Origin of the sequence: Streptomyces sp. NPDC001194, from assembly GCF_042896985.1 — a bacterium.
GTDB lineage: Bacteria > Actinomycetota > Actinomycetes > Streptomycetales > Streptomycetaceae > Streptomyces.
On sequence record NZ_JBIAXU010000017.1, the window covers coordinates 169,276 to 179,290 of the forward strand.

General features: G+C 74.1%; 13 protein-coding genes and 1 pseudogene. 10 read left to right on the plus strand and 4 right to left on the minus strand.

The window, feature by feature from the left end; all coding sequences use genetic code 11:
• Positions 1 to 42: 42 nt before the first annotated feature.
• Both ACFY1T_RS28025 and ACFY1T_RS28030 read left to right on the plus strand, forming a co-directional pair.
• Positions 43 to 639 (plus strand): histidine phosphatase family protein, encoded by a 597-nt coding sequence (locus tag ACFY1T_RS28025; protein WP_030866362.1) that lies wholly within the window; start codon positions 43 to 45, stop codon positions 637 to 639.
• 62 nt (positions 640 to 701) lie between these two features.
• On the plus strand, positions 702 to 1,043 hold the full coding sequence (locus ACFY1T_RS28030; protein ID WP_390790613.1) for a VOC family protein: 342 nt from the start codon (positions 702 to 704) through the stop codon (positions 1,041 to 1,043).
• 93 nt (positions 1,044 to 1,136) lie between these two features.
• Here ACFY1T_RS28030 and ACFY1T_RS28035 read toward each other — a convergent pair whose 3' ends face one another.
• Positions 1,137 to 2,432 carry a hypothetical protein gene (locus ACFY1T_RS28035; protein ID WP_030866360.1) on the minus strand — a complete coding sequence of 432 codons (1,296 nt, stop codon included), beginning with the start codon at positions 2,430 to 2,432 and terminating at the stop codon, positions 1,137 to 1,139.
• A 275-nt stretch (positions 2,433 to 2,707) separates the two neighbouring features.
• Here ACFY1T_RS28035 and ACFY1T_RS28040 point away from each other — a divergent pair, with 275 nt between their 5' ends.
• The 3 genes from ACFY1T_RS28040 (at position 2,708) to ACFY1T_RS28050 (ending at position 4,462) form a co-directional block, all read left to right on the plus strand.
• Entirely contained in the window at positions 2,708 to 3,196 is a 489-nt protein-coding gene (locus tag ACFY1T_RS28040; RefSeq protein WP_390790614.1) for a hypothetical protein, read from the plus strand.
• Positions 3,197 to 3,312: 116 nt separating this feature from the next.
• Positions 3,313 to 4,122 carry a spermidine synthase gene (locus ACFY1T_RS28045; RefSeq protein ID WP_051805672.1) on the plus strand — a complete coding sequence of 270 codons (810 nt, stop codon included), beginning with the start codon at positions 3,313 to 3,315 and terminating at the stop codon, positions 4,120 to 4,122.
• Between the two features lie 133 nt (positions 4,123 to 4,255).
• Positions 4,256 to 4,462 (plus strand): cold-shock protein, encoded by a 207-nt coding sequence (locus tag ACFY1T_RS28050; protein ID WP_327132204.1) that lies wholly within the window; start codon positions 4,256 to 4,258, stop codon positions 4,460 to 4,462.
• Between the two features lie 9 nt (positions 4,463 to 4,471).
• On the opposite strand, the gene ACFY1T_RS28055 is transcribed toward ACFY1T_RS28050, so the two are convergent.
• Entirely contained in the window at positions 4,472 to 5,017 is a 546-nt protein-coding gene (locus ACFY1T_RS28055; RefSeq protein WP_390790615.1) for a hypothetical protein, read from the minus strand.
• Between the two features lie 79 nt (positions 5,018 to 5,096).
• Between ACFY1T_RS28055 and ACFY1T_RS28060 the strand changes: the two genes are divergently transcribed.
• The 4 genes from ACFY1T_RS28060 (at position 5,097) to ACFY1T_RS28075 (ending at position 8,381) form a co-directional block, all read left to right on the plus strand.
• Entirely contained in the window at positions 5,097 to 5,786 is a 690-nt protein-coding gene (locus ACFY1T_RS28060) for a response regulator transcription factor (RefSeq protein WP_030010722.1), read from the plus strand.
• Complete coding sequence (locus ACFY1T_RS28065) at positions 5,783 to 7,174, plus strand: sensor histidine kinase (protein WP_390790616.1); 1,392 nt, start codon at positions 5,783 to 5,785, stop codon at positions 7,172 to 7,174. Before ACFY1T_RS28060 ends, ACFY1T_RS28065 begins: the two co-directional genes overlap by 4 nt.
• 64 nt (positions 7,175 to 7,238) lie before the next feature.
• Positions 7,239 to 7,913, plus strand: a complete 675-nt coding sequence (locus tag ACFY1T_RS28070; RefSeq protein WP_390790617.1) for an NADPH-dependent F420 reductase — start codon at positions 7,239 to 7,241, stop codon at positions 7,911 to 7,913.
• A gap of 171 nt (positions 7,914 to 8,084) precedes the next feature.
• Positions 8,085 to 8,381: a hypothetical protein gene (locus ACFY1T_RS28075; protein ID WP_390790618.1), complete on the plus strand. Its 297-nt coding sequence runs from the start codon at positions 8,085 to 8,087 to the stop codon at positions 8,379 to 8,381.
• 88 nt (positions 8,382 to 8,469) lie between these two features.
• On the opposite strand, the gene ACFY1T_RS28080 is transcribed toward ACFY1T_RS28075, so the two are convergent.
• On the minus strand, positions 8,470 to 8,976 hold the full coding sequence (locus ACFY1T_RS28080) for a MarR family winged helix-turn-helix transcriptional regulator (protein WP_390790619.1): 507 nt from the start codon (positions 8,974 to 8,976) through the stop codon (positions 8,470 to 8,472).
• A gap of 119 nt (positions 8,977 to 9,095) precedes the next feature.
• Here ACFY1T_RS28080 and ACFY1T_RS28085 point away from each other — a divergent pair, with 119 nt between their 5' ends.
• A complete protein-coding gene (locus tag ACFY1T_RS28085) occupies positions 9,096 to 9,917 on the plus strand; it encodes an NAD(P)H-binding protein (RefSeq protein ID WP_390790620.1) in 822 nt (273 codons plus the stop codon).
• Positions 9,918 to 9,932: 15 nt separating this feature from the next.
• Here the strand turns inward: ACFY1T_RS28085 and ACFY1T_RS28090 are convergent.
• Positions 9,933 to 10,015 (minus strand): annotated as a pseudogene (locus tag ACFY1T_RS28090) (IS5/IS1182 family transposase); the annotation flags it as partial.

Sequence of the window (10,015 nt, forward strand, 5' to 3'; positions counted from 1 at the left end):
GCCCAAAGTCGTACGAACTGCTACTTACCGGGAGAGTTCCCTATGGCCCCCCGCATCCTCCTGGCCCGGCACGGCCAGACGGCGTGGTCCCAGCTCGGCAAGCACACCGGACGCACGGACGTGCCCATGCTGGAGGAGGGCAGGCGCGGCGCGAAGCTGCTCGGCGAGCGGCTGGCCCGCGCCCCCTGGAACGGCCTGCCCGGTGTGGAGGTCCGCACCAGCCCGCTGGTCCGCGCGAGCGAGAGCTGCGACCTGGCGGGCTTCGGCGCCCAGGCGGACCCGTGGGACGCGCTGATGGAGTGGGACTACGGCGACTACGAGGGCATGACCCCGGCCGAGATCCAGGCGGTCCGCCCGGGCTGGCTGATCTGGCGCGACGGGGTGCCGGGCGGCGAGTCCGTGGCCGACGTCGCGGCCCGCGCCGACGAGGTCGTCGCCTGGGCCCGCTCGGCGGAACGCGACGTGCTGGTCTTCGCGCACGGGCACATCCTGCGCACCCTGGCCGCCCGCTGGCTCGGCCTGGAGGCCTCCTTCGGCGCCCGCATCCGCCTGGAGCCCACCTCCCTCTCGGTCCTGGGATGGGCGTACGGCGCCCCCGCCCTGGAACGCTGGAACGACACGGGCCACCTCGACCTCTAGGCGAACAAGTCGCTTACTGGGGTGGGTGGTTGGAGGATCGGCGCGGCTGCGAGGATGGGGCCGTGACGATCGATTCCGTGGTGATCCGGCGGCGCGTGCCCGACCTCGACGCGGTCCAGGCGTTCTACGAGGAGCTGACCGGCGAGCCGGCGAACCGGTTCGCGTTCGCCGGCCTGCAACTGGCGGCCGTGGGCCCCTTCCTCCTCTTCACCGGACCGGACGAGGTCGCGGAGCGGTTCGCCGGGGTGGCCGCGACCCTGGGCGTGGCCGATCTGGACGCGGCCGTCGCGAAGGCCCGGGCGGCCGGCGGCGAGCTCGTCGCCGCGCCCGCCGAGACGCCGAACGGGCGGCGGGCCGTGCTCCGGCACCCGGACGGCGCGGTCTACGAGTACGTCGGCGGCTGAGCGGGGCGGTCCGGAGGTCCGGGAGCCCCCGGCGGCCGGTCGGCCTGCCCGCCCGCCTCCCCGCTGGCCGGCCTGCCCGGCGGGTCCGCGCGGTCAGGCCGTGGCGTGGCGGGTCAGGAAGGCGGCCACGCGGGGGCTGCGCTGGTGCGGGACCAGGGCGCGGGCCGTGCCCGAGAGCATCGACCGGATCCGGGTGGACTGGACCTCGGTGAGCAGGTCCAGGACCCGCCCGCCCGCCCAGGCCGCCTCGTCCGGGGCGCCCGCGCGCGCCAGGTCGTCGGCCAGCTCCGCCGTGTAGAGGGCCACGTTCCGCGCGAAGTGCGGATCCTGGAGGTCCGCCGCGCGGCGGGCGTGCCGGGCCGCGCGGGCGTGCTCGCCGAGGGCCGCCCAGCACCGCGACTCGAGGGACTCCAGTTCGGCCTCGCCGAAGAAGGACATCCACTCCGGGTCGGCCGCCGCCGCGCCGCGGGAGAACTCCGTGTGCGCCCGGGTCAGCGCCTCCTCGCAGGCCTTGCGGTCGGCCAGCCCCGCCCAGCCGCCCGCCTCGCGCAGCGCGAGGAGCGACAGCAGCCGCGGGGAACCGAGGGAACGCGCGGCGCGACGGCCCGCCTGGGCCGCCCGTACGGACTCCCGGGGGCGCCCGCAGTCCCGGGCCAGGAAGGCCATGTTGCTGAAGGCGTGCGCCTCCAGACCCGCGTCCCCCGCGACCCGGGCCGTGGCGAGGGCCTCCGCGTAGTGCGAGCGGGCGTCGTCGAAGCGGCCGGAGTCGTGCGCCAGCCAGCCCACGGAGATGGCCAGTTCCCCGGCGCCCGCGTGCAGCCGGTCCTCGGTGGACTGCCGGGTGGCCCCCGCGTCCAGCAGGGCGTAGGCGGTACGCAGGGGTTCGGCGGCCTTGCGGTACAGGGCGTCGGCCCCGTGCCGGTCGTCCAGCAGCCGGATCTGGCGTACGGCCTCCTCGACCGCGGCCGCCTCGGGCTCGCCGGCCCGGGAGGGCAGCCGGCGGGTGTCGCCGAGCAGCGTGAAGCCGATCGTCGCGGCCGCCACGGTCGCGGAGCCGCCCGCCATGAACGCGCGACGCAGCACGTCGCTCTCCTTGTGGGTGAAAGGGGCGCTGCGCTGCGCGGACCGGCCGCGGACCGCCTCGCGCGGGGAGAAGCCCAGATCGGCCAGGGTCAGGCCGGGGAACATGTGCAGGAAGACCCGCTCGTACGCGTAGTTGGGACAGCGGATCTCGCCGGACTCGACCCGGCCGATGTAGCGGGCGTCGCAGGAAACCGTTTCTCCGATTTCCTTCGCGGCCCGGCGCACCATGGCCGCGAACTCGGCCGGGGAGTTACGGCCGCGCAGTCGCCGGAACGTCTGATTGGGTGAGTGGGGGAACGCCGCCATGGACGTGGCCTCTCTGGCAAGGGACGCACCGCCGGTTCCGCGGGATGGGGCAGGTCCCGGCGCGCATGAACGTACCGTCAGAGGCGGACGGCTGACACGGTGTTTGGCTACAAAAGGGATATCTCACCCGCGATCCGCCATGAAGTGCCATCCTTTGCAGCGTCTTGCCACCGCACCCGTTGACGTTTTCGCGCGTTGAGCCCATGCGGGGTGCGAGCTGACTCCCGCCCCGCTCGTACGCGGATCGAGGAGGGGTTCCCTTGGTGGAGGGCGGCATGGAGAGCACTGGAATGAACACCGCGCCCGCGTCTTCGGGCGCGACCCCCGTCCCGGCCGCGAGCGCCGTGGCGGTCGCCCCGGTCGCTTCGGCGGCTTCGGCCGATGTCACCGTCCCTTCGCCGGCCCCGGCCGAGGCGCCGGACCTGGTGACCGTGCCCACCCGGCAGGGCCTGGAGGCCGTGGACATCATCCGCCGCGCAGCCAGCCGGGCCGGCGGGGTCGGCCCGGTGCTGCACGACGGATCCGGGGACACCCTCGGCTTCCTCGTCCCGCCGGGCACGGCCGACGCCTGGGACATGCCGGGCAGCGCCTGCACCCAGACCAACGGACGCGGCATGCGCTTCGGCGACGTCTCGCCCACCGCCGGCGACACCGGCTGGCTGCTCCCCCCGGAAGCCGTCGGTCCGGTCACCGACCCGGAGGTGCTGCGCGCCGCGCTCGGCGAGGCCGCCCGCCTGATCGAAGCGGCGGACAACTGCCGCTGACCGGCGACAATGGGGTGGTGGCAGGCAAGGGCAGAGGAAGCGGTAGCGGCAGCGGCGGCGGCAGGCAGCGCGGGCGCGGAGGCGGGAGCGCCGGCTCCGAGGCGGTCGTCGGGCGGGTGGACGGCGGCACGGCGGAGCTGGCCCCCGACCGGGAGCGCGCCCGGGCCTGGACGCTGCTCATCGACGGGGCCCCGCAGTCGCACGTGGACCTGGGCGACCCGGGGTACCTGGACTTCGCGTACCAGCGCCGGATCGGCCACCTCATCGACCTCGTCGCACCCGCCCGGCAGCCCCTGAACGTGGTGCACCTGGGCGGCGGCGCCTTCACCCTCGCGCGCTACACGGCGGCCGCCCGGCCGCGCTCCACCCAGCAGGTCGTGGAGATCGACGCCGCGCTGGTGGCCTTCGTACGGGAACACCTGCCGCTGGACCCGCAGGCGCGGGTCCGGGTCCGGGCGGTGGACGCGCGGGCGGGCCTGGCCAAGGTCCCGGACGGCTGGGCCGACCTGGTGATCGCGGACGTGTTCAGCGGCGCGCGGACCCCGGCGCACCTGACGAGCGCAGAGTTCCTGGACGACGTACGCCGGGCCCTGGCGCCGGGCGGGTGGTACGTGGCCAACCTCGCGGACGGCCCGCCGCTCGCGCACCTCAAGGGCCAGATCGCGACGGCCGCGTCGCGCTTCGAACACCTGGCGCTGGCCGCCGACCCGGTGGTGTGGCGGGGGAAACGGTTCGGCAATGCGGTGCTCGTGGCCGCGGACCGGGAGCTGCCGGTCGCCGAGTTCACCCGCCGGGTCGCGAGCGATCCGCATCCGGGCCGGGTCGAGCAGGGGCGGGCCCTCGCGGATTTCGCGGGCGGCGCGGCCCCGGTCGCGGACGCCTCGGCGGTGGCCTCGCCGGAGCCCCCGCCCTCGGTCTTCCGCTGAGGGGCGCGCCGCGCCGCGACACGCCCTCGTACGGATGACCTTGCGGTCCGATCGGCCCGGGAGCGGGTATGTCTGCGAGTCGGGTGCCCCGCCGGGGCGCTCGGACACCGTCGGGCAGCAGGGAGACAGGGACATGGCTCAGGGCACCGTCAAGTGGTTCAACGCGGAGAAGGGCTTCGGGTTCATCGCACCCGAGGACGGCACCCCGGACGTCTTCGCCCATTTCAGCGAGATCCAGGGGACCGGCTTCAAGGAGCTCCGGGAGAACGACAAGGTCGAGTACGACCTCGGCCAGGGCACGAAGGGCCCGCAGGCGACGAACATCAGCGTCATCCGCTGACGACACGCCCTAGCCCTCGTACGTCTCCACCAGCGGCGGGTGGCCGTTCCAGGTGCAGAAGACCGACATCTCCCGGCCCGCCTTCGTGAAGGTGACCCGGATCCAGTACGGCTGCTTCCACACCTGCATCTGCCAGCCGGCGTCCGGTGTCGCCGAGACCAGCTCGGCCGAGGACGTCCCGAGGTCGAAGACCACCCGGCCACCCGTGACCGGGTAGGCCTTCACCTTGCCCGGATCCCCGCCGTCGCCCTGCTGCCCCTCCGGGCTCGGGCTCGGCGGGGCGGCCTTCTGCGGGGGCTTCGCGGGCGAGGCGCCGGCGGAGGGCGAAGCCGAGGGGGAGGCGGCGGACGGGGAGGGCGCGTCCGGTGACGGTGCGGCCGGGGGCGTCGCCGCGTCGTGCGTCGAGGAGGACAGCGGCTGCGTGGTGAGCGGCACCGCCAGCGGCGGATCGTAGGCCGTTCCGGACATGACCGTGTGCACGCCCCACCAGGACAGCGTCACCGCCGCCCCGGTCGCCAGCGTCCAGGCGAGTGCGTGAACAAGTGCTCGGTGCATCAGGGCACATACTGCACCACGCGTCCGGGAAGCGGCCCGACACCCCGCCCGGTCCCCCGAATGGACTACGGTGCGGCCCATGGCAAGTGTGCTCGTGGTCGAGGACGACCAGTTCGTACGTTCCGCCCTGATCCGGCACCTGACCGAGGCCTCGCACACCGTGCGGAGCGTCGGTACGGCCCTGGAGGCGCTGCGCGAGGTCGCCCACCACCGGTTCGACGTGGTCATCCTCGACCTCGGCCTGCCCGACCTCGACGGGTCGGAGGCGCTGAAGATGCTGCGGGGCATCACCGACGTACCGGTGATCATCGCCACCGCGCGCGACGACGAGGCCGAGATCGTCCGGCTCCTCAACGACGGCGCCGACGACTACCTGACCAAACCCTTCTCCGTGGAGCACCTCTCCGCCCGGATGTCCGCCGTCCTGCGCCGTGCCCGCGCGGCCGCCGGGGCCGAGCCGCCCTCGCGCGTACTGCGGGTGGGCGGGCTGGCCATCGACCCGCTGCGGCGCCAGGCCGAGCTGGACGGGGCCGTACTGGACCTCACGCGGCGCGAGTTCGACCTGCTGGCCTTCCTCGCCGGGCGGCCCGGGGTGGTCGTGGCCCGGCGCGAGCTGCTCGCCGAGGTCTGGCAGCAGTCGTACGGGGACGACCAGACCATCGACGTGCACCTGTCCTGGCTGCGCCGCAAACTGGGCGAAACGGCGGCCCGGCCGCGGTACTTGCACACCCTGCGGGGGGTCGGCGTCAAGCTGGAGCCGCCGAGGTGAGATGGGCGCTGGTCAAGGTGTGCCTCGCGGTCACGGCCATGGTGGTCGTGGCCTTCGCCGTACCCCTCGGGCTGGTCGTCCAGGAGATGGCCCGCGACCGTGCCTTCTCCAACGCCGAGCGGCAGGCCGCCACGATAGGGCCGACCCTGTCCATCACCACGGACCCGGGTCAGCTGCGCAAGGCCGTCGAGTCCACGCAGATGGGCGCGGCCCAGCGGATGGCCGTCCACGTGCCCTCGATCGGGGGTGGCGCACCCGTCGAGATCGGCACCACGCGGGCCGGGTCGCACGCCGTGGAGGAGACCCGGCGGATGGGGCGGGCCATGACGGCCCGGCTGGCCGGGGGCGGTTCGGCGCTGCTCCAGCCGACCGCGCTCGGCTCGGGGGACATCGCCGTCGTGGAGATCTTCGTGCCGGAGAGCGAGGTCAGCAACGGCGTCGCGACGGCCTGGGTCGTCCTCGCGGGGGTCGGCCTGGCGCTGATCGTGGGCTCCGTGGCGGTCGCCGACCGGCTCGGCGCCCGGCTGGTGCGGCCGGCCGAGCGGCTCGCGGACGCCGCGCACCAGCTGGGCGAGGGCCGGCTGGGGGCGCGGGTGCCGGAGGACGGGCCGAAGGAACTGCGCTCGGCGGCCGTCGCGTTCAACTCGATGGCGGACCAGGTGGTGGAACTCCTCGCCAACGAGCGGGAGCTGGCCGCCGACCTCTCGCACCGGCTGCGGACGCCGCTGACGGTGCTGCGGCTCAACGCGGCCTCGCTCGGCGACGGGCCGGCCGCCGAGCAGACCCGGGCGGCGGTGGAGCAGCTGGAGCGGGAGGTCGACACGATCATCCGTACCGCCCGTGAGCAGCGCGCTCCGGCGTCCGGCGCGGCCGGCGGCGGGGGCGGGGCGGGCTGCGACGCCTCGGAGGTGATCCGCGACCGGATGGCCTTCTGGTCGGCGCTGGCGGAGGACGAGGGCCGCGAGGTGCGGCTCGCGGGCGTGGACCGTACGGTGCGGCTCCCGGTCGCCCGGCCGGAGCTCGCGGCAGCCCTCGACGCCCTGCTCGGCAACGTGTTCCGGCACACCCCGGAGGGCACGCCGTTCGCGGTGGACGTGCACGACGCGGGGGACGCGGTCATCGTGCTCGTCTCGGACGCGGGCGCCGGGATCGCCGACCCGGACGCGGCGCTGCGGCGCGGCAACGACGGAGGGCGGGACGGCTCGACGGGGCTCGGGCTGGACATCGTGCGCCGGGTCGCGGAGTCGACGGGCGGGGACGTGCGGATCGGGCGCTCGATGCTCGGAGGGACCGAGGTCCGGGTGTGGATCGCCCTGGACGACCGGGCGCGGGGCGGATCGGGCGGCGTGCGGACGCGCCGGGTGAGCCGCCGCAAGCGGCGCGGTTGACGCGTACCGTACGGGAGTTGTTGCTCGTCCTTCGTCCTTTCCCTCGAACGGAATGGAACCGGTCATGCGCTATGCAGTCCTCGGCACCGGCATCGTCGGCCGTACGGTGGCCGCCCGCCTCGTCTCCCTCGGCCACGAGGTGGTCATCGGCACCCGGGATCCCGAGGTCACCCTCGCCCGCGCCGAGTACGCCGAATGGCAGTCGGCCAACCCGCAGGTCGGCCTCGCCTCCTTCCCCGACGCCGCCCGGCACGGAGACGTCCTGGTCAACGCCACCGGCGGGCAGGTCAGCGTGGCCGCCCTGACGGAGGCGGACGCCGCGCACCTGGACGGCAAGGTGCTGATCGACATCGCCAACCCGCTGGACTTCTCGCGGGGGTTCCCGCCCACCCTCGACCCGGTGGACGACGACAGCCTGGGCGAGCTGCTCCAGCGGACCTTCCCGGGGCTGCGGGTGGTCAAGACGCTGAACACGATGAACTGCCAGGTCATGGTCGACCCGGCGCGGGTGCCCGGCGAGCACAACGTGTTCCTGTCGGGTGAGGACGCCGATGCCAAGAAGTCCGTACGCGAACTGCTCCACTCCTTCGGCTGGCCGGAGGCGAGCATCCTCGACCTCGGAGGGATCGAGTCGGCCCGCGGTACGGAGATGCTCCTGCCCGTCTGGCTCCGGCTGATGGGGACGCTCGGGCACGCGGACTTCAACTTCCACGTCCAGGGCGCGGTCGCGGGCGACTGAGGCCGGGCCGGGCCGGGATGGTGCGGCGGGGCCGGGCTGGGGCGGCCGGGCCGGGCTGGGGCGGCCGGGCCGGGGCGGGGCTCGTGGGCGGTGTCGGGGGCCGGATGGGCGAGGAGAGGTTGCCGGCGCCGGTGGCCCGGCCGAGTGTGGGCCCGACGGAAGGAGTCAGGCATGAGAGTCATGCTCCGGGCCCACATCGACACGCCGGCCGGCAATGAGGCCACCAGGGCCGGGACCCTGCCCCAGGCCATGCAGAAGCTCATGGAGAAGGTCAAGCCGGAAGCCGCCTACTTCGGCCCCTCCGAGGGCGTCCGGAGCTGCTGGATCGTCTTCGACATGCAGGACAGCGCGGAGATGCCGCCGCTGCTCGAAGGACTCTTCATGGAGCTGAACGCCGAGATCGAGATCAGTCCGGTGATGAACGCGCAGGACCTGGCGCGGGGGCTCTCGCAGATGGGGAGCGCGTAGCGCTCGTAGCGCCCGTACCCGACCGCGCCCCGCCGGCGGCCGCCACCGCGAACGACGCGGAGGCGGCCGCCGGCGCGCGTGCGGGGGATCAGCCGCCGGAGTTCAGGCGCTGGGCCTGGGCGCGGCCGACCTCGGCGGCACGGTGCAGGTAGTCGGCGATGACGGCGAGTTCGGAGTCGGAGTAGCTCTCCAGGACGGCGCCGAAGGCCCGGCCGGGGGTCTCCCAGGCATCACCGATCCGGCGGCGGGCCTCGGGGACGAGGGCGACGAGGGAGCGGCGCCGGTCGTGGGGGTCGGCGAGGCGCTCGACGATGCCGGCCTTGACCAGCCGGTCCACGAGGCGGGTCGCCGAGCCTGAGGTCAGGCCGGTGAGGCGGGCGATGTCCCCGGTGCTGACGGGGCCGGGTTCGATGTCGAGGAGCGCGACGCACTGCATGTCCGTGGGGTGCAGGCCGACGTGGTCGGCCATCGCCTGCGTGAAGAACGAGTAGTCGGCGTAGTGCCGCTGGCTCTCGGTGACGATGCGCGCCAGCAGTTCGGCGCGGCTCCATTCATCGCGGGCGGCGTCACTCGAACGAGGGGAATCGGTTGACATCGGCTTCTCCATGCCTGAAATTTATCTGTGTGGCGCAGAGTATTTGTGATGCAGAATCTGTGCCGCGTACTCATTCTAGCGTGGACACCGTCCACGCGAACAGGAAGCAGGGACTTGTCATGTCGATCCTCGTCACCGGCGCCCGCGGCTCCGTCGCCCGCGGCCTCGTCTCCCTCCTCGCCGCCCGCGGCGTCCCTCACCGCCTCGCCTCCCGCGCACCGGACACACCGGGCGCCGTCCGCTGCGACCTGGGCGATCCCGCGACCTTCCCGGGAGCCTTGGCCGGAGTCCGGTCCGTCTTCCTCTACGCCGAGGCCTCCGCCATCGACGCCTTCGTCAAGGAGGCCGTCGCCGCCGGAGTCGAGCACGTCGTGCTCCTGTCCTCCTCCTCGGTGCTCGCCCCCGGCGCCGCCGACAGTCCGCTGGCCGCCGCCCATCTCGCCGTCGAGGAGGCCCTGCTGGCCTCCCCGCTGCGCACCACCCTGCTGCGCCCCGGCTCCTTCGCGAGCAACGCCCTCGGCTGGGCCCGGTCGCTGAAGTCCGGCAGCCCCGTCCACCTGCCCCACCCGGGCTCGCACTGCGACCCGGTCCACGAGGCCGACCTCGCCGAGGCCGCGTTCGCCGTCCTCACCGACCCGGCCCTCGCCGGCCGCGCGTACCACCTGACCGGACCGCAGTCGCTGACCTTCGCGACCCAACTCGCGATACTCGGCAGGGTGCTGGGCGCCCCCGCACGGTTCGAGGCCGTCACCGCCGAGCAGTGGAAGGCCGAGGTCGACGGGTACATCCCCGGCCCCTACGCCGATGCGCTCCTCGACTACTGGGCCGCCGGCGACGGGATCCCCACCGAGATCACCGACGCCGTGGAGCACCTCACGGGCCACCCGGCCCGCTCCTTCGAAGCCTGGGCCCACGACCACGCGGAGGCCTTCCGCGCCTAGGGCGTGTCCGCAATGTCAGTTGGGGAGCCATAGTCGTAGGCAGGCGAGGGTGACGAGGGCTTTGTAGTGGCGGGCTCGTTTGTCGTAGCGGGTGGCGA

Coding starts and splice junctions, on each gene's coding strand:
- ACFY1T_RS28025 (WP_030866362.1), top strand. CDS start 43: ATGGCCCCCCGCATCCTCCTGGCCCGGCACGGCCAGACGGCGTGGTCC.
- ACFY1T_RS28035 (WP_030866360.1), bottom strand. CDS start 2,432: ATGGCGGCGTTCCCCCACTCACCCAATCAGACGTTCCGGCGACTGCGC.
- ACFY1T_RS28040 (WP_390790614.1), top strand. CDS start 2,708: ATGGAGAGCACTGGAATGAACACCGCGCCCGCGTCTTCGGGCGCGACC.
- ACFY1T_RS28050 (WP_327132204.1), top strand. CDS start 4,256: ATGGCTCAGGGCACCGTCAAGTGGTTCAACGCGGAGAAGGGCTTCGGG.
- ACFY1T_RS28055 (WP_390790615.1), bottom strand. CDS start 5,017: ATGCACCGAGCACTTGTTCACGCACTCGCCTGGACGCTGGCGACCGGG.
- ACFY1T_RS28060 (WP_030010722.1), top strand. CDS start 5,097: ATGGCAAGTGTGCTCGTGGTCGAGGACGACCAGTTCGTACGTTCCGCC.
- ACFY1T_RS28070 (WP_390790617.1), top strand. CDS start 7,239: ATGCGCTATGCAGTCCTCGGCACCGGCATCGTCGGCCGTACGGTGGCC.
- ACFY1T_RS28075 (WP_390790618.1), top strand. CDS start 8,085: ATGAGAGTCATGCTCCGGGCCCACATCGACACGCCGGCCGGCAATGAG.
- ACFY1T_RS28080 (WP_390790619.1), bottom strand. CDS start 8,976: ATGTCAACCGATTCCCCTCGTTCGAGTGACGCCGCCCGCGATGAATGG.
- ACFY1T_RS28085 (WP_390790620.1), top strand. CDS start 9,096: ATGTCGATCCTCGTCACCGGCGCCCGCGGCTCCGTCGCCCGCGGCCTC.